Raw genomic sequence first — 16,453 nt, forward strand, 5'->3', positions numbered from 1 at the left:
TCACTCCTTTTATGGTTGCTCTACCGCAATGCGCGGCGCGTTAAGTTCCTGAATCAGTTCATCAAGAGACTGCAAAATATTGCTCGCCCAAAAACGCCCTTCATTGGTCAGGCGTACACAGGTGCTGGCATCTCGCGTCAGTCCTGCGTGATGCCATTGGGTCAGTAGCGGGGCCAGTTTTTGTGCATGAGGCGTCAGCTCATCCAGCGGAACGCGGGCCGTCTCAATACCAGCCTGGAGAGTGTGTCGCCACTGGAAACCACGCTCGGCGGTGCGCATCATCATCATTAGCGGTTTTTTTCCGGCGGCGATAGATTCATGCCATGTATTCAGGTTGCGCTCGACCATCCAGGAATAGCCATTGACTGACCCTCCTGCGCCAGAGCCGAATGCCAGACAGTCTGCACCCTGTTTAATCAGCAGGTTGTACAGATTGCGTTCCCGTGTGGTACGCGCCCAGTGGCTGTTGCTGATGCAGCGCCAGCCCGCGCTGTCCATGAAATCGCAGCCCTGAAGATAGAGATCGCGGCGTTCGGCGGGAGAGGGAACGGTTGTGCGCCCGGTTTCAACCGCTTTGCCAAGCGGTGTATTAGGGATCAGATTCAGCGCATAAAGATCTACGCCGTCGAGGCCGATGTCGCGGGCAATCGCCAGATCCTCGCCCCACAGTTTTGCGTCTTGTCCTGGCAGACCAAACAGCAGATCGCACACCACGGCGGCACGATCTCGTTTTACCAGTCCCTGCATAAAGGCCGTCGCGGTCGGGCCGTCCGAAGTACGCGCCATTTTCTTGCGGATTCGGCTGTTAAAAGACTGAATACCGATTGAAAATCTATTGGCGCCAGCGTCAAGGCAGGCATCAATTCGCGCATCGTCAAAATTGAGCACCCGTCCCTCAATGGTGATTTCGCAGTCCGGCGCCAACGGTAGCTTGTCACGCAGCGCGGTAATGATTCTGGCCAAGTCCTGTGCAGACAGCGCAGAAGGCGTACCGCCGCCAAAATAGACGGCGTGAATGGGGGCCGACTGATGTAATGCGCTATCAGCTTCCATCTCTATTTCGCGCAACAGCGCGTTGGTGTAGAGGGCGCAGTTGTCTTCTTCAAATCGGTTTTGATAAAAACCGCAGAAAGTACAATGTGTTGCACAAAAAGGAATATGCAAGTACACCAGCCGTTTACGCGGTGGGGTTGGCTGGTTGATGACCTCCTGCCAGGTCTGTGACAATAGCTCTTTGGCAACCGGGATCGCCCCACGCCAGGGCATCGTGGCGCGGCGATCCTTAAATGGCTGACTTCCCTCGAGCGCAAAATGCGCGGTGAGATCCAGCGAATGTTCAGTTTTCATTCTTCTTAATAAATCCAGTTAGTGAGGCCAGAATTGCTGGTGCAGGGCTTCAACCGCATCGGCGACGCGTGGTCCCATTCCCAGAATCAGCGCCTGGTCTACCGCCACAATGCGCTGGTTTTTCCAGGCCGCAGTGTGGGTAATACCGGCAATCGCGCTCAGGCGAGCCAGACCGCCATCGACCATTTGCGACGTCACCACGATCACCTCCGGGTTGGCGGCGATCAGTGACTCCGCGCTGTAGCTTTTATACTGCGCATGGGTGGCGACATTTTGTGCGCCTGCGAGGGTCATAATGGCATCGGCAACGCTGCCTTTTCCGGCGATCTGAGGTGCGCTGCCGCCAGCAGAGAGAATGAACATGGCTTTGACCGGCGCGTTTTTCGCCGCCACGCTGTGCTTAATACGCTCCAGACGTTGCTGCAGGCGATTGACTAGCGCCTCACCTTGGTCAGGAATGTGCAGTGTTGTAGCCAGTTCTCGAATGTTGGCGTACATCTGTTCGACGGTGGCCGGTACGCGCGGCAACGTCACGACGTTAACCTTTTGCGCCCGCAACTGATCCAACACGATTTGGGGACCTGCATCCTGCCAGGTGATAAAGCTGTCCGGATGGAGCGACAAAATGCCCTCGCTGCTTAACTGCTTCCAGTAGCCGATATGCGGGAGTGCGGCAGTTTCGGGCGGATACAAGGTGGTTTCATCAACGCCAACCACCCGGTTGCCGACGCCCATGGCGTATACCAGTTCACTAAGCGAGCCGCCCGCCACCACCAGGCGGTCGGCGGACTGGGCACTGAAAACGCAGGCGAGGCTCAGTAAGCCAATCATGAGTTTTTTCATCGTCAGAAATTCCACGCAAAGCCAACGGCGGCATTGAAACCAGCATCTGGAATAGATTCATGTGCGGTTCTGTAACGCTTATCGGTCAGGTTGTTGAGCGCGAGGTTGACCTGATACTGGTCCTGCGGACCGAACTCGGTGTTGAATGCGAGGTTAAGTGTGGCCCAGCCTGGGTAGTTGATTTCCGTGGTGCCGGTATTATCTTTAGCGCTGGACGCCGCGCGGATAAAGGCATCGGACGTCACGTTAGCGACATTCATCAACCAGGTATGTTTCAGGCCGACACGCCCGGTCAGCGTGGGTTCGCCGGTATCCCAGGTTTTTAGGGTATTGCCTTCGTACTGACGGCGAATGAGATTACCGCTCAGGTAAGGTGAAACCGCCCAGCCGTTGTATTCTGCGGTGAGTTCCATGCCCCAGGTTTTGGCCCGATCGATGTTTTCGTAGTAGTAATAGCCGCCCCGTGAAGAGGTGGTATTACCGCTGCAAACGGGTTGGCCTGAACAGGCCAGGCTGGCGATATAGTCTTTGGCTTCGGAGTAATAAATGGCGCCGTCAATCAGCCACATATTCCCTTTATACCGTGCGCCCAGCTCATAGTTATTCGAGTGTTCCGCCTTCAGGTTTGGGTTGCCGTAGGTCACGCTTCCGCCTGCGGACGTCTGCATAAACAGCTGAGTCAGCGTGGGGAAAACATAGCCCTGGGCATATGCTGCCCGGAGTTCAAGATCTTTAAAACCGGAATAGCGTAGGCTGGTTGAGGTCACCAGTTCATCATCGTGTACTGAATTTCCCCCGGTGGAATGCCAGGTGCTGCCGCTGCTTTGCAGGGTTTGAGTATCGTTGCGATTGAGCTTCGAAGACAGCCAGTACTGGCGTGCGCCTACGGTCCAGGTCCAGTCATCGGCAAAGCGCCAGTCGTTTTGCGCGAACAATGAGGTGTTGCTTTGCTCCGCTTCGTTGTATGACAGGGTGCGGGTTTGCGTATCGAAGAAGCCGGTAGCTGCGGTCTGGCGCGTACTGCCGTCCGTGTCCTGTTTGATTTTGTCATGCTGATATTGAGTGCCAATCACCAGCTCGTTGTTCGCGGGAAGGGAGAAATTGCCCTGCAGCGTTACCCCCTGGGTATACTGTTTGTCGTTGGTATTGGTTTGATTGTTTATCGTCAGCGCTTTAATCGCCGGGCTGGGGATTACCTGAGTCGTTTTGACCCGGTTTTCAAATTTGCGCTCTATTGTCTGGGTGTATGCGTCAACATGGATTTTCTTCAGGTAATCCCCGCCAGCCGCGTAGTCGTAGAAAAGACCGATTTTCTCGCGTTCCAGCTTAGGTATTTTGACGCTAAAGTCGTCGAACTGGCCCTCTGGATCGTCAAACCAGGTTTGAGTAGACAGTTTGTAACGATCGAGGGAGAGTCCGATTTTATGGCGATCGAAATTGTAGCCAAGCCACACGCCCTGGCCGTTATTACGGAAATTGGTGTCGGGCAATCTCCCGTCAGGTGTATCGCGGTCCCCCTGGTCGGAATAGCTGCCATTGATGCGGTAGTCAAAGTTTCCGATGCTGCCCCAGGCTGCTGCTGATTCTTCCCATCCTGCCGTTGCGGAGTTATAAACGGCCTTAACGCTGCCGCCGAGAGGCTTATCGCCGCCTTTTTTGGTAATAAAGTTTACGACACCGCCAATCGCCTGCGAACCGTAAAGGACAGAGTAGGGGCCTTTTACTACTTCAATCCGTTCCAGCGCGGATTCGTCAATCAGCAAACCGGCCCCGTAGTTTTGCCCGGCGCGCTGGTAGCTGACGACCTGGCCGTCGATCAAAATCAGCACCCGCGAAGAGGCTTCGCCACGGATACGAATTTGTTTCCGGCCAGCGAGGGCGTTATCGGTGACTTCGACGCCGGGAATATCTTGTAAATCATCAGCAATAGAAACGCTGGTGGAGTTTTGCAGCGTCTGGCGATCGATAACCTGAATAGTTGCCGGGCTATCCCAGAGACTACTTTCAGAGCGGTTAGCCGTGACGATCACCGTATCATCGTCGGGCGTTGAAGCGTGTGTTGTAGAGGTAGCTGCAGAAGCAGCGCCGGACATGCATAATGTCAGGGCTGAAAGAATAAATGGCCTTTGGTTAATCCGTGGCAACATAAGAGAACCTTTATTAAATGTAAATGATCATAATTATCATTCGCATTTGTATATAAAAATGTTTCCCTTTGTTCAATATGAAAGATGCATAATCAATATATCTTTTGATTTGAGTCAATTTTGTACGGTCAATAAATACTGAAATGTGATCTGTATCGGGTATAACAATGTGAATAGAAAGGATTTATTCATCTCTTTGTTGGCTTATAATGTGCAGATTTCTCGGGTAAATGATTACGGCAATCTGGGCTATAATGTGGCTCAGCACCAACAAGCTCCGCGGGGGAAATGTGAATATTAGCGATGTTGCGAAAAAAACCGGTTTAACCAGCAAAGCCATTCGCTTTTATGAAGAGAAAGGACTGGTGACGCCGCCGCTGCGTAGTGACAATGGCTATCGCACTTACAACCAACAGCATCTGAATGAACTGACGTTGCTGCGTCAGGCGCGGCAGGTTGGGTTTAACCTGGAAGAGTGCGGCGAGCTGGTAAACCTGTTTAACGATCCGGCGCGTCATAGCGCGGATGTGAAAAAGCGCACCCTGGAAAAGGTGGCTGACATTGAGCGGCATATCAGAGAATTGCAGGCCATGCGCTTGCATTTACTGGCGCTGGCAGACAGTTGCCCTGGCGATGACAGCGCTGAATGTCCGATTATGGATAATCTCTCCGGTTGCAGTCATCACAAAGCGAAGGCTTAACGGCGAGAGGGATTAAGCATAAACACCACCGTGCCGCGGTACCACGGGGATTTCTCAAGCTGCGCTTCAGCCAGTGGATCCTGGTTACCGTTTTGCACCAGTCCCAGCTTAAATGGAATGCGCAGGCGGCTCAGCGCGGGTAGATACGCCTGATAATTCGTCACCGTGTGACGCCCCTGATAGCTTTGCACCACCAGTTCATCGACCGCCAACGCGTTCAGCGTAGCGACGTCGCCCGTTTTTGCCCAATCCAGTAGTCCGGTTACGCCTAGCGCAAACTCGGCCGGGAGCTGTTGGCGCAGTTGCTGCAGAAAGCGGGCGTAGTCGGTCAGTTGATGGGTCGCAGCGTCAAAATCAACCTGCAGGCCGACGACGTGATTCCCTGCAATCTGCCAGCGCTGCATCAACCGTATGATACGCGCCGGGATCTCTTCCGGTACGTCGAGGGTGGTAAAGCGTACGGTCAGCCAGATTGAGGGAAAAGACAGACGACTGACCGGCAGTCCGAGGCGCTGGAACACCACGTTACCGGAACGAACCAGTACCTCGCCCTGGTGCAGATAAACCGTTTGCGCGTCTTTCAGCTCGTAACTGGCTTTCACCCCAGACCACAGCCAGAAGGCTGAATGTTCACGGGCGGCGACGATATCCGCCGCCTGTGCCTGGCCGAGAAGCAGTGCGGTTACCAGTAATATTTGAGTTTTTGCGCCCATGGGCTTCCCGGATACTGCGTTTTCAGTTGGGTGAACCAGCCCTTACGCTGCAATTTGTCCACGTCTTCTCCGCCACATTCGTTAGCGCCTGATGGCGCATAGCACATGATGGCGCGATACAGCGCGAAGCTCTTATCTTCGACTTCCGCGGTGGGTGAGGTGATTACCTGCTGGTAGTAGCTCTGTCTGTCGAACTGGCCGAACGGTTTCTTGCGCGAGATAGCTGATTCAAGCACATCGTTGCCAGCGCTGTTTTTCCACAGATCAACATGTGTTTGCGTGGTGCGGAAGAATTCGCCAAGGCAGTTCAGCGCGTGAGCATCATCCGCTTTTTTGCTCAATACCGTTACCGTTTCATTGAGGCTGCGGCACGTATAACCCGCCTGCGCCGTGTTGCCATTCCAGTCGAATATGCTCAGGTTAACGTCATCAAACGCTTCGCCAATGACCGGTGATGTAATCGCGCTGGCCCGTTTTCTGTCAGTAAGCCAGTCGCCAAAACGATTATCTGTAAGATCCCGCACCAGCAGCGTATGCAACGCAATGGTACGCTCTTCGTTATTCGGGCCATGAACGGCCTGCTGGCGCAGCAGTTCTGGTGTGGCCTGCGTTTTCAGTACCTGCGAACGAAAGCGCAGGTTGGTCACCGCGCTATTCGGTGCGAAAACCGCTGCCACGTCGCCGCTATACACCAGCGTGGCGGCAAGCTTAGCCTGTACATATTGCTGCTGTTCGTTATCCTGGCTGAGTTTTAACAACTGCTGCCAGAAATTGCGCGCCTCGGCCCATTTCTTCTGACCCATTAGTGCTTCGCCGTAAAGTACCTGTTCGCTGAAGGCGAGAGTATCGTGAGCGGCAAGTTTCTGCGCTGGCGTAACTGCCTGAATAATTGCCGCGTAGTTGCCCGTTGCCAGCCACAGATTCAGTTGCAGATCGCGCCATAGCGGCAGTTTTTGGCTCTGTTCAAACACCGGTTTGCTGGCGTCGAGCTGTGCCTGCGTCAGCGTGGGTTTGCTGTTGTTATCCAGGCGCAGCGCGCGTAGCAGTTCGATATAGCTGACTCGCGGCGCGTCGGGGAAGGCCTCAACGACGGACTGGTCGTAGAACGCCATGCCATAGACATTATCGTATTCGATGACATTTTCGCGCAGTTGCTGTGCGTCAGCCGACTGCTTCAGCGTCTGTTCATACAACCCGGCCAGCTGCGGCCATGACTGTAAATACCAGTTGATGCGACGCAACATGCCTCGTGAAGAGTCAGCGTAGAGTCCTTGGGGAAAACGCTGCAGATAGGCCTGCGCCAACTCTTGAGCCTGAGTGGCATCCTCGCGGTTAATTTTCGCAATATCAAAATCGCCGTACTCGCCCACACTGTTCTGACTGCTCTTGTTCAACGCCGTGCGCATCAGCATGTATTGCGCGGTCTCTGCCAGCCACGGACGATCGCTTTTGGCAAGCTCAGTGAAATCCCGTTCGGCACTGGCATAATCACCGGCATAGAAACTGGCGGCTGCTGCCAGATAGCTTTTATAGGGCAGCGCAGGAGAATCTGCCGCCAAGGTGGCAAGAGAAGACTCAATTTGCTCGCGGGTTGCCCCAGAAAGCAGTCCCGTACGCGCCTGGGCTAAAGCCTGACGCTGTTCCGCTGTTAATGTGGAATCGGCCAACAGCGCGGCAAAAAAGGCGCTAACGCTCTCGGCGTTATTCGAAACATGACGGTTCTCTAGCTCAGCGTCATTGATGTTTATTTCGTCGGCGCTAATGTTCAGCTCGGCCATCTGTCGGGAGAGAGGACTGTCCGCGGCGGATGCCTGAGCTGCCGCTGTTTGCGGGGCAGCCTCATCCCATTGCGGGTGATAGGCAAAATAGAAATCACGGGAGCGGGTGATGTCTGCGGGCATTGATTGCACCGGCAGAGCAAATGATTTTTCCTGGCTCAGCAGCCGCAGCAGATTGTCGCGGCTGTCGTTTTCAGGGTTAAAGGTCGGCGTTCCCTTTAGTAGACAGCTGTCGTCGCTCCATTTGCAGTCTTCCATATCGAACGAAGCGAATGCCTGCGGGGCGGCGGTCAGCAATGTGCAAAGGGCAAAGGCAAGGGATGTCTTCCTGACCATAGTCTTATTTCCTGTCTCTTTAGTGTGATACCGCTTTTATAATCAGGGTGATTCCCTCAACGGCAATGACTTCAACCTGCGTTCCGGCGCTCAAATCATCGCGGGCGCTAACGGGCCAGGAGCTGTCGCCGACGCGCATATGTCCCCGGCCATTGACCAGGTTAGTTTCCAGAGTAAATCGACGGCCAACTAACTGTTGTCCACGTTGGTTAAGATGGCTGTCGGCTGGCTGCTGCTCCTGAACGCGTCTTGCCAGCCACTTCCACCACAGCCAGGCCGCCAGCAGGGTGAGGGCGGCGAACATCGCCCCCTGCCACGCCCAGTCTAGTGGAACGAGCCAGATGACCAGACCGGTAATCACCGCTGCCACGCCACTCCACAGCAGATAGCCGTTGCCGCCCAGCATCTCGGCGGCCAGTAACAGACCACCGAGGCTGAGCCAGAAGATATGCGGGTGCACCAGAATCATCGCTATCATGATTTTTTCCGCTCGCTGGCGCTGTCCTTAACCAGTTCGGCGATCCCGGCAATGGAGCCCATCAGGCTGCTGGCATCCAGCGGCATCATCACCACTTTGCTGTTATTCGACGAGCCGATATGCTGCAGCGCTTCGGTGTATTTCTGTGCCACGAAGTAGTTCACGGCCTGAATATCCCCGGCGGCAATGGCTTCAGACACCATCTGTGTTGCGCGGGCTTCTGCTTCTGCGGAACGTTCACGCGCTTCAGCCTGTAAAAATGCGGACTGACGTTCACCTTCCGCGATGAGGATTTTCGACTGCTTCTCACCTTCGGCCTTGACGATTTCCGCCTGGCGGATCCCTTCGGCTTCCAGAATGTAGGCGCGCTTGGTACGTTCGGCTTTCATCTGCGCGTTCATGGCGTCAATCAGTTCCGCCGGTGGACGCACGTCACGAATCTCAATACGGGTGATTTTGATGCCCCAGGGATTGGTGGCCTCATCAACAATATGCAGCAGGCGCGTGTTGATGTTGTCACGCTGGGAGAGCATTTCATCGAGCTCCATCGAGCCGAGAACAGTACGAATGTTGGTCATGGTCAGGTTGATGATCGCCAGTTCCAGGTTGCTGACTTCATACGCGGCTTTCGGCGCGTCGATTACCTGAATAAAGCATACAGCATCAATCGAGACGTTGGCGTTATCTTTGGAGATGACTTCCTGAGAGGGGATATCAAGCACCTGTTCCATCATATTGATCTTACGACCAATGCGGTCCATGAACGGTACAACAAGGCTTAAACCCGGTTGCAGGGTTTTGGTGTAACGGCCAAAACGCTCTACCGTCCACTGATATCCCTGCGGGACGATTTTGACGCCTGCGCCGACGATCACCAGCGCGACAAAAATAAGAATAGGAATAAAAATGAGCATTGATGAAACCTCCTGTTGTGCTGTCCTTTACTGCCTCATTAGTCAAATTATACCCGATTTATCAAGGTGGGCTCCCCTATAATAAATTACAGGGATAGACTATCTGCACGAAAGATGTAAAAAGGGATTGGTAATGGAAGAAAGCAGCATTCTGCTTCAGTTAAAAAATGTCGCATGGCAGGCAGGGGCGACGCAGGTTCTTAATAACATCTGTTTTGATCTCCACGCCGGAGAATTTAAGCTGATTACCGGCCAGTCCGGCTGCGGTAAAAGTACGTTACTCAAGATAGTCGCGTCGTTAATTAGCCCGAGTTCTGGTGAAATCCTTTTTGAGGGTAAGGAGATATCAACGCTTAAGCCTGAAGCTTATCGCCAGCAGGTCTCTTATTGCGCGCAAACGCCCGCTTTGTTTGGTGACACCGTTTACGACAATCTCATTTTCCCCTGGCAAATTCGCGACAAACGTCCGGATCCGGATGTGTTTCTGGCCGATCTGGCCCGCTTTGAGTTACCCGAGACGATCCTCAAAAAAAATATCAATGAGCTATCCGGCGGCGAAAAGCAGCGCGTCTCGTTAATTCGTAATTTGCAGTTTCTGCCGAAAATTCTGCTGCTTGATGAAATCACCAGCGCGCTGGATGAATCCAACAAGCGTAATGTGAACGAATTAATTCACCACTATGTTCGCGATAAGAATATTGCTGTGCTGTGGGTGACGCATGACAAAGATGAAATTGATCATGCGGATAACGTCATAACCCTTCAACCGCACGCCGGTGAAATGCAGGAAGTAAGTAATGAACGAGCATAATATTACCAATGAATCCCTGGCGTTAGCGATGATGCTGGTGGTGGTCGCGATACTGATCAGCAACAAAGAAAAGCTGGCGCTGGAAAAAGATATTCTCTGGAGCGTTTGCCGGGCAGTGGTTCAGCTTATTATCGTGGGCTACGTGCTGAAATATATTTTCGGCGTCAACCATAGCATTCTGACCTTATTGATGGTGCTGTTTATCTGCTTTAACGCGGCCTATAACGCGCAAAAACGCAGTAAATATATTGATAAAGCTTTTCTCTCGTCGTTTATTGCTATTACGGTGGGAGCGGGGCTAACGCTTTCGGTGCTGGTTCTTTCAGGCTCTATCGAGTTCACGCCGATGCAGGTCATCCCGATCTCCGGCATGATTGCAGGCAATGCGATGGTGGCGGTGGGGCTGTGTTACAACAATTTGGGGCAGCGGTTTAACAGCGAGCAGCAGCAAATTCAGGAAAAACTCAGCCTCGGCGCAACGCCGAAGGTGGCTTCTGCACCGCTTATTCGCGACAGCATTCGCGCCTCGCTGATCCCGACGATTGATTCAGCGAAGACCGTAGGACTGGTGAGTTTACCGGGAATGATGTCAGGACTGATCTTTGCAGGTATTGACCCGGTAAAAGCAATTAAGTATCAGATTATGGTGACGTTTATGCTGCTTTCGACCGCCAGCCTGTCGACCATTATCGCCTGCTACTTAACCTATCGAAAATTCTATAACTCACGTCACCAATTAGTGGTAACGCCATTAAAGAAACCGTGATGTGATGCCGTATGGCGGCTACCGCCATATCCGGCCGACGGGAATGAGGTGTTGGTTGTGTTTGTAAGCCCGATAAGCGTAGCGCCATCGGGCATGATGAACCAATTAGTACAACAGCGCGTACAGCTGGCGGCGATACTTCGAGGCCAGCGCATCACCGGTACCCAGTGCGGCAAGGATCTCCTGGAAAGTCTTACGTGCCTGACCATCGGCAGCCGTAAGATCTTTCTTCAGGTGGCTGAACAGTAATTCCAGCGATTCCTCGTTGCGCCCGACCTGGTGCAATTGAATAGCCAACTGCGTTGCCAGCGCCGCATCCTGTGGATTGCTGGCGACCTGCTGCTGCAACTGTTGGATTTCCGGTGTATCAGCGGCCTGCTTCAGCAGTTCGATCTGTGCGATAAGCCCTTGATAGCGGGTGTCCTGATCCTGCAACGGAATGGTTTTCAGCACCGCTTCGGCTTCGTCAGAACGGTTCAGGGCGATTTGCGTTTCCGCCAGCAGCAGACCGATTTCGCTGCTCTGGTTGGAGATCTGCCAGGCTTCTTTCAGCAGCGGCAGCGCATCCGCGTGATTACCGGCTTCGATGAATTCGATAGCCTGGCGTGCTTTCAGCTCTTCTTCGCTCGGCAGCACTTTCTCCAGCAGCGCGCGAATAACCTCTTCCGGTTGCGGACCCTGGAATCCATCTACCGGCTGGCCGTTCTGGAACAGATAAACCGTAGGGATCGCGCGCAGACCAAATTGGGAGGCGATCATCTGCTCGGCGTCGCAGTCCAGCTTAGCGAGAATAAACTGACCGTTATACTGGGCGGCAAGGCTCTCCAGTACCGGCGTTAATTGCAGACAATGCTGGCTGCGCTCAGACCAAAAATAGAACAGGACCGGCGTGGTCATCGACTGTTCGAGGGTCTGCTGTAGGTTCGATTCGTTAATGTTAACAATATTCTGTGTGGACATGGAGTTACTCTCTTTTGTCGATTTCTTGTTACATGGGGGCTGACGCGCGAGCTTCAACTCAACCCTGTAAAATTTTGTCCATTATGCGGCCTGGCAACAGGCGTTTAAGCAGCATCACTGCCCAGGTCACCAGCGTAACCGGATAACGTAGCTTTGGTTTATCGCTCTCAAACGCATGACGCACTTTGGCGACAACCGCTTCTGGTCCCAGCGTAAAACGCGCGGCAATGCCGGGATTTTCAACGGGAGCATCGCTCTGGGTCTGGTTGACGTTTTCGGTAAAGCGGGTACGGATGGGGCCGGGTTCAATCAGGCTGATCTTAATCCCGCTGTGGCGCAGTTCCATACGCAGTGCGTCGGACCAGGCTTCCAGTGCATATTTGCTGGCGGCATAGGCGCCGCGTCCCGGCGTTGAGATCAATCCCATTACCGAGGAGGTCATCACGATGCGCCCTTCGCCGTGGGGTAACATGGCAGGTAACAGGCGCATGGTAAGCTGATGTGCGCCAAAGAAGTTGGCGGAAAACTGCTGTTCCATCTGTTCGCGGCTGATGGTGGACAGGGGACCATAGACACCGTATCCGGCGTTGTTAAAGATCCCATATAAACGATTATCGGTCAGGGCGATCACTTCATCGGCGGCACGATCCACGCTTTCGGGTGAATCCAGATCCAGCAATACGCCGGTGAATCCCATACTGTTCATACGCGCGACATCGTCAGGTTTGCGGCAGCCTGCCAGAATTTGAAAACCCTGGCGCTTTAGCTCAAGCGCGCTTTCCAGACCGATTCCGCTGGAACATCCTGTTATTAAGACCGATTTTTGCATAACTTTACCTGTCAGGATCTCCGTTGTTTTACGAGTCGTGATTTACTAGAGGTGTGAGATGTTGCGCCATCCAGTCGGCGATAAACGGCTGGGCGTCACGGTTAGGATGAATACCATCATCCTGCATCCACTGGGGTTTCAGATAAACCTCTTCCATAAAAAAAGGCAGCAGAGGAATATCAAACTCTTTGGCGAGCTTTGGATAAATCGCGCTAAAGGTTTCATTATAACGGCGACCGTAGTTTGCCGGCAGACGAATTTGCATCAGCAGTGGTTCGGCATTTGCCGCTTTTACGTCCTGCAGAATCGTGCGCAGGGTTTGTTCGGTTTGCGCAGGTGCGAAGCCGCGCAGGCCGTCGTTGCCGCCAAGTTCGACCAGTACCCAACGCGGCTGGTGCTGCTTGAGTAATGCTGGCAGACGGGCCAGACCTTGCTGCGAGGTGTCGCCGCTAATGCTGGCATTCACCACCGGCGTTTTGGTTTGCCATTTATCATTAAGTAGCGCAGGCCACGCGGCGCTGGCGGACATTCGGTATCCGGCGCTCAGGCTGTCACCCAGAATTAATAACGTGTCCGCTGCGGCGGCGCGGAAAGTTAACAGGACCAGGAACAGGAAAGGCCAATGCCAGCGGAAAACATTGTTGAAGTTCATCATCTTAAGAAATCCGTCGGTCAGGGTGATCATGAGCTATCCATCCTTACCGGAGTTGAACTGGTTGTCAAACGCGCCGAGACCATTGCGTTGATTGGCGAGTCGGGATCGGGGAAATCCACGCTGCTGGCGATTCTCGCCGGGCTTGACGATGGCACCAGCGGTGAAGTCAGCCTGGTGGGGCAGGCGCTGCACACCATGGACGAAGAAGCCCGGGCGCAGCTGCGGGCGCGGCACGTGGGTTTTGTCTTCCAGTCATTCATGTTAATTCCGACCCTCAACGCGCTGGAAAACGTCGAACTGCCCGCGCTGTTGCGCGGCGAAAATAGCGGAAAAAGCCGCGACGGGGCAAAAACGCTGCTCGAGCAACTTGGGCTGGGAAAACGTCTCGATCATCTTCCGGCCCAGCTTTCCGGCGGGGAGCAGCAGCGCGTGGCGCTGGCGCGGGCCTTTAACGGTCGCCCTGACGTGCTGTTTGCCGATGAACCAACGGGCAATCTCGATCGCCAGACCGGAGACAAAATAGCCGACCTGCTGTTTTCTCTGAACCGGGAACACGGCACCACCCTGATTCTGGTGACGCATGACCCGCAGTTGGCGGCGCGTTGCGACAGGCGCTTACGTCTGGTGAATGGACAGTTGCAGGAGGAGGCATGATTGCACGCTGGTTCTGGCGCGAATGGCGCTCGCCTTCACTACTGATTGTCTGGCTGGCGCTGAGCCTGGCGGTAGCTTGTGTGCTGGCGCTGGGCAATATCAGCGATCGTATGGAAAAAGGGCTGAGCCAGCAAAGCCGTGAGTTTATGGCGGGCGATCGGTCGCTACAAAGTTCGCGTACCGTGCCGAAAGCGTGGATTGACGAGGCGCGACAGCGTGGCCTGAAGGTGGGCGAACAGCTCACCTTTGCCACCATGACTTTTGCCCGGGATACGCCGCAGCTGGCGAACGTCAAAGCGGTAGATGATGTGTATCCGATGTACGGCACGCTGCAAACCAACCCGCCGGGACTGAAACCGCAGCCGGGCTCGGTGCTGCTGGCCCCACGTCTGATGGCGCTACTCAACTTAAAAGTCGGTGATTCCATCGACGTTGGCGATGCCACGCTGAGCATTGCCGGGGAGGTGGTGCAGGAGCCGGACTCTGGTTTTAATCCGTTCCAGATAGCACCGCGTCTGATGATGAACATGGCGGATGTCGAAAAAACGGCGGCGGTCCAGCCGGGAAGCCGCGTGACCTGGCGCTATAAATTTGGCGGGACGCCATCGCAACTGGAAGCCTATGAAAAGTGGCTGCTGCCACAGTTAAAGCCTGAACAGCGCTGGTATGGGCTGGAGCAGGATGAAGGGGCGCTGGGGAAATCACTTGAGCGTTCGCAACAGTTCTTGCTGCTGTCGGCGCTGTTAACGCTGTTGCTGGCGGTCGCCGCGGTTGCCGTGGCTATGAGCCATTATTGCCGCAGCCGTTACGATCTGGTGGCTATTCTGAAAACGCTCGGTGCGGGCAGAGCGCAACTGCGCAGGCTGATTGTTGGTCAATGGCTGATGGTGCTGGCGCTGTCTGGCGTGACCGGCGGACTATTCGGACTGTTATTCGAGCGCGTGCTGGTGCTGCTGCTCAAGCCGGTTCTGCCTGGAGAACTACCGCCTGCCAGCTCCTGGCCGTGGTTATGGGCACTAGGCACCATGACGGTGATTTCGCTATTGGTGGGGTTACGCCCTTACCGCCTGCTGCTGGCAACGCAGCCGCTGCGGGTGCTGCGCCGTGACGTGGTGGCAAACGTCTGGCCCCTGAAGTTTTATTTGCCGGTGGTCGTGATAGTCGTGATTGCACTGCTTGCTGGACTGATGGGCGGAAGTCCACTGCTGTGGGCGGTACTGGCTGGTGCGGTGGTACTGGCGCTGTTGTGCGGGGTGCTCGGCTGGATGCTGCTCAACGTGCTGCGTGGTCTGACGCTCTCCTCACTGCCGCTGCGTTTGGCGGTCAGTCGACTGTTACGCCAGCCGTGGTCAACGCTCAGCCAGCTATCGGCATTTTCGCTTTCCTTTATGCTGCTGGCGTTGTTACTGGTGCTGCGCGGCGATCTGCTCGACCGCTGGCAGCAGCAAATGCCGCCGGAAAGTCCGAACTATTTCCTGATCAACATTGCCACCGAGCAGGTGGTTTCGCTGAAGGCTTTCCTGTCCGAGCATCAGGTGATCCCGGAATCGTTCTATCCGATTGTGCGGGCGCGTCTGACGGCTATCAATGAGAAGCCGACCGAAGGCAATCAGGATGAGGCGCTGAACCGCGAGCTTAACCTGACCTGGCAGGATACCCGACCGGATCATAACCCGATAACCGCCGGAAGCTGGCCGCCAAAAGCGGGCGAAGTGTCGATGGAAGAGGGGTTAGCGAAACGGCTGAACGTCAAACTCGGCGATCGGGTGACTTTTATGGGCGATACCCAGGATTTCAGCGCCACGGTCAGCAGTCTGCGCAAAGTGGACTGGGAAAGCCTGCGGCCCAACTTCTTCTTTATCTTCCCCTCCGGCGCGCTGGATGCTCAGCCGCAAAGCTGGTTAACCAGCTTTCGCTGGGAGAACGGCAACGGCATGCTAACGCAGCTTAACCGCGAATTCCCGACCATCAGCCTGCTGGATATTGGCGCCATCCTCAAACAGGTGAGCCAGGTGCTGGATCAGGTGAGCCGCGCACTGGAGGTGATGGTGGTACTGGTCACCGCCTGTGGCATGCTGCTGCTATTGGCGCAGGTCCAGGTCGGGATGCGTCAGCGTCATCAGGAGTTGGTGGTCTGGCGCACGCTGGGAGCAGGTAAGAAGCTGCTGCGTACCACGCTGTGGTGCGAGTTCGCCATGCTCGGGATGGTTGCCGGACTGGTGGCGGCCATCGGTGCGGAAACAGCGTTGGCGGTACTGCAAACCAAAGTGTTTGATTTCCCGTGGGAGCCAGACTGGCGACTGTGGGTAGTATTACCATTTAGTGGAGCATTGCTGCTCTCTTTATGCGGCGGATGGCTCGGTTCACGTCTGCTAAAAGGTAAAGCGCTGTTCCGTCAGTTCAGTAGTTAATTCATATTCGTGATGATTACGCACCGGTTTTAAAATCGGTGCGTCTTTTTTTCTATGTAGCACAAATTGATAACTCCTTGATATTTAACAGCACAGAACAATAAAAACCC

General features: G+C 54.5%; 15 protein-coding genes. 5 read left to right on the forward strand and 10 right to left on the reverse strand.

The features are described 5' to 3' along the window. Nucleotides 1-9: 9 nt before the first annotated feature. The 3 genes from hutW to OGY08_RS22880 are packed head-to-tail and all read right to left on the reverse strand — an operon-like array spanning nucleotide 10 to nucleotide 4,337. Nucleotides 10-1,347, reverse strand: coding sequence for a heme anaerobic degradation radical SAM methyltransferase ChuW/HutW (gene hutW / locus OGY08_RS22870; RefSeq protein ID WP_111465977.1), 1,338 nt, complete (start codon nucleotides 1,345-1,347; stop codon nucleotides 10-12). Between the two features lie 18 nt (nucleotides 1,348-1,365). Continuing rightward, nucleotides 1,366-2,190: a heme/hemin ABC transporter substrate-binding protein gene (locus OGY08_RS22875; protein ID WP_125362861.1), complete on the reverse strand. Its 825-nt coding sequence runs from the start codon at nucleotides 2,188-2,190 to the stop codon at nucleotides 1,366-1,368. Between the two features lie 2 nt (nucleotides 2,191-2,192). Beyond that, the gene (locus tag OGY08_RS22880; RefSeq protein WP_100272827.1) at nucleotides 2,193-4,337 is read right to left on the reverse strand and encodes a TonB-dependent receptor plug domain-containing protein; all 2,145 of its coding nucleotides are present in this window, start codon (nucleotides 4,335-4,337) and stop codon (nucleotides 2,193-2,195) included. A gap of 290 nt (nucleotides 4,338-4,627) precedes the next feature. On the opposite strand from OGY08_RS22880, the gene cueR reads away from it, so the two are divergent. Further along, nucleotides 4,628-5,038: a Cu(I)-responsive transcriptional regulator gene (gene cueR / locus OGY08_RS22885; RefSeq protein ID WP_048214774.1), complete on the forward strand. Its 411-nt coding sequence runs from the start codon at nucleotides 4,628-4,630 to the stop codon at nucleotides 5,036-5,038. On the opposite strand, the gene OGY08_RS22890 is transcribed toward cueR, so the two are convergent. From OGY08_RS22890 to OGY08_RS22905, 4 genes are read right to left on the reverse strand one after another with little or no spacing between them, the layout of a single operon-like run. After that, on the reverse strand, nucleotides 5,035-5,751 hold the full coding sequence (locus OGY08_RS22890) for a DUF3142 domain-containing protein (protein ID WP_125362863.1): 717 nt from the start codon (nucleotides 5,749-5,751) through the stop codon (nucleotides 5,035-5,037). The two genes, cueR and OGY08_RS22890, sit on opposite strands and share 4 nt — an antisense overlap. Further along, nucleotides 5,721-7,865, reverse strand: coding sequence for a PA5441 family protein (locus tag OGY08_RS22895; RefSeq protein ID WP_125362864.1), 2,145 nt, complete (start codon nucleotides 7,863-7,865; stop codon nucleotides 5,721-5,723). Before OGY08_RS22895 ends, OGY08_RS22890 begins: the two co-directional genes overlap by 31 nt. Before the next feature lie 19 nt (nucleotides 7,866-7,884). Continuing rightward, nucleotides 7,885-8,343 (reverse strand): NfeD family protein, encoded by a 459-nt coding sequence (locus OGY08_RS22900; RefSeq protein WP_048235951.1) that lies wholly within the window; start codon nucleotides 8,341-8,343, stop codon nucleotides 7,885-7,887. Then, nucleotides 8,340-9,257, reverse strand: a complete 918-nt coding sequence (locus OGY08_RS22905) for an SPFH domain-containing protein (protein ID WP_003831073.1) — start codon at nucleotides 9,255-9,257, stop codon at nucleotides 8,340-8,342. Before OGY08_RS22905 ends, OGY08_RS22900 begins: the two co-directional genes overlap by 4 nt. A gap of 133 nt (nucleotides 9,258-9,390) precedes the next feature. Between OGY08_RS22905 and fetA the strand changes: the two genes are divergently transcribed. Then, nucleotides 9,391-10,068 carry an iron efflux ABC transporter ATP-binding subunit FetA gene (fetA, locus tag OGY08_RS22910; RefSeq protein WP_057067790.1) on the forward strand — a complete coding sequence of 226 codons (678 nt, stop codon included), beginning with the start codon at nucleotides 9,391-9,393 and terminating at the stop codon, nucleotides 10,066-10,068. Further along, nucleotides 10,055-10,834 (forward strand): iron efflux ABC transporter permease subunit FetB, encoded by a 780-nt coding sequence (gene fetB / locus OGY08_RS22915; protein WP_008783989.1) that lies wholly within the window; start codon nucleotides 10,055-10,057, stop codon nucleotides 10,832-10,834. Before fetA ends, fetB begins: the two co-directional genes overlap by 14 nt. Before the next feature lie 105 nt (nucleotides 10,835-10,939). Here fetB and OGY08_RS22920 read toward each other — a convergent pair whose 3' ends face one another. Genes OGY08_RS22920 through tesA form a run of 3 tightly spaced genes read right to left on the reverse strand, consistent with a single transcriptional unit; the run spans nucleotide 10,940 to nucleotide 13,275 of the window. Next, nucleotides 10,940-11,794 carry a co-chaperone YbbN gene (locus OGY08_RS22920; RefSeq protein WP_048226259.1) on the reverse strand — a complete coding sequence of 285 codons (855 nt, stop codon included), beginning with the start codon at nucleotides 11,792-11,794 and terminating at the stop codon, nucleotides 10,940-10,942. Nucleotides 11,795-11,852: 58 nt separating this feature from the next. Further along, nucleotides 11,853-12,623: an SDR family oxidoreductase gene (locus tag OGY08_RS22925; RefSeq protein ID WP_032942576.1), complete on the reverse strand. Its 771-nt coding sequence runs from the start codon at nucleotides 12,621-12,623 to the stop codon at nucleotides 11,853-11,855. A gap of 28 nt (nucleotides 12,624-12,651) precedes the next feature. Next, nucleotides 12,652-13,275 carry a multifunctional acyl-CoA thioesterase I/protease I/lysophospholipase L1 gene (gene tesA / locus OGY08_RS22930; protein WP_032932667.1) on the reverse strand — a complete coding sequence of 208 codons (624 nt, stop codon included), beginning with the start codon at nucleotides 13,273-13,275 and terminating at the stop codon, nucleotides 12,652-12,654. Here tesA and ybbA point away from each other — a divergent pair. Together ybbA and ybbP are read left to right on the forward strand one after the other, a co-directional pair. Further along, nucleotides 13,246-13,932: a putative ABC transporter ATP-binding protein YbbA gene (ybbA, locus tag OGY08_RS22935; RefSeq protein ID WP_008783992.1), complete on the forward strand. Its 687-nt coding sequence runs from the start codon at nucleotides 13,246-13,248 to the stop codon at nucleotides 13,930-13,932. The two genes, tesA and ybbA, sit on opposite strands and share 30 nt — an antisense overlap. Further along, entirely contained in the window at nucleotides 13,929-16,343 is a 2,415-nt protein-coding gene (gene ybbP, locus OGY08_RS22940; protein WP_125362865.1) for a putative ABC transporter permease subunit YbbP, read from the forward strand. Before ybbA ends, ybbP begins: the two co-directional genes overlap by 4 nt. The last annotated feature ends 110 nt before the right edge of the window (nucleotides 16,344-16,453 follow it).

This window comes from Citrobacter sp. Cpo069, from assembly GCF_030332785.1.
Classification (GTDB): Bacteria; Pseudomonadota; Gammaproteobacteria; order Enterobacterales; family Enterobacteriaceae; genus Citrobacter; species Citrobacter portucalensis.

What these genes read in the sequence shown, in the direction of transcription:
- OGY08_RS22890 (WP_125362863.1), bottom strand. Translation starts at nt 5,751, where the DNA reads ATGGGCGCAAAAACTCAAATATTACTGGTAACCGCACTGCTTCTCGGC.
- ybbP (WP_125362865.1), top strand. Translation starts at nt 13,929, where the DNA reads ATGATTGCACGCTGGTTCTGGCGCGAATGGCGCTCGCCTTCACTACTG.
- tesA (WP_032932667.1), bottom strand. Translation starts at nt 13,275, where the DNA reads ATGAACTTCAACAATGTTTTCCGCTGGCATTGGCCTTTCCTGTTCCTG.
- ybbA (WP_008783992.1), top strand. Translation starts at nt 13,246, where the DNA reads ATGCCAGCGGAAAACATTGTTGAAGTTCATCATCTTAAGAAATCCGTC.
- fetA (WP_057067790.1), top strand. Translation starts at nt 9,391, where the DNA reads ATGGAAGAAAGCAGCATTCTGCTTCAGTTAAAAAATGTCGCATGGCAG.
- OGY08_RS22900 (WP_048235951.1), bottom strand. Translation starts at nt 8,343, where the DNA reads ATGATAGCGATGATTCTGGTGCACCCGCATATCTTCTGGCTCAGCCTC.
- hutW (WP_111465977.1), bottom strand. Translation starts at nt 1,347, where the DNA reads ATGAAAACTGAACATTCGCTGGATCTCACCGCGCATTTTGCGCTCGAG.
- fetB (WP_008783989.1), top strand. Translation starts at nt 10,055, where the DNA reads ATGAACGAGCATAATATTACCAATGAATCCCTGGCGTTAGCGATGATG.
- OGY08_RS22920 (WP_048226259.1), bottom strand. Translation starts at nt 11,794, where the DNA reads ATGTCCACACAGAATATTGTTAACATTAACGAATCGAACCTACAGCAG.
- OGY08_RS22905 (WP_003831073.1), bottom strand. Translation starts at nt 9,257, where the DNA reads ATGCTCATTTTTATTCCTATTCTTATTTTTGTCGCGCTGGTGATCGTC.
- OGY08_RS22895 (WP_125362864.1), bottom strand. Translation starts at nt 7,865, where the DNA reads ATGGTCAGGAAGACATCCCTTGCCTTTGCCCTTTGCACATTGCTGACC.
- OGY08_RS22880 (WP_100272827.1), bottom strand. Translation starts at nt 4,337, where the DNA reads ATGTTGCCACGGATTAACCAAAGGCCATTTATTCTTTCAGCCCTGACA.
- OGY08_RS22875 (WP_125362861.1), bottom strand. Translation starts at nt 2,190, where the DNA reads ATGAAAAAACTCATGATTGGCTTACTGAGCCTCGCCTGCGTTTTCAGT.
- OGY08_RS22925 (WP_032942576.1), bottom strand. Translation starts at nt 12,623, where the DNA reads ATGCAAAAATCGGTCTTAATAACAGGATGTTCCAGCGGAATCGGTCTG.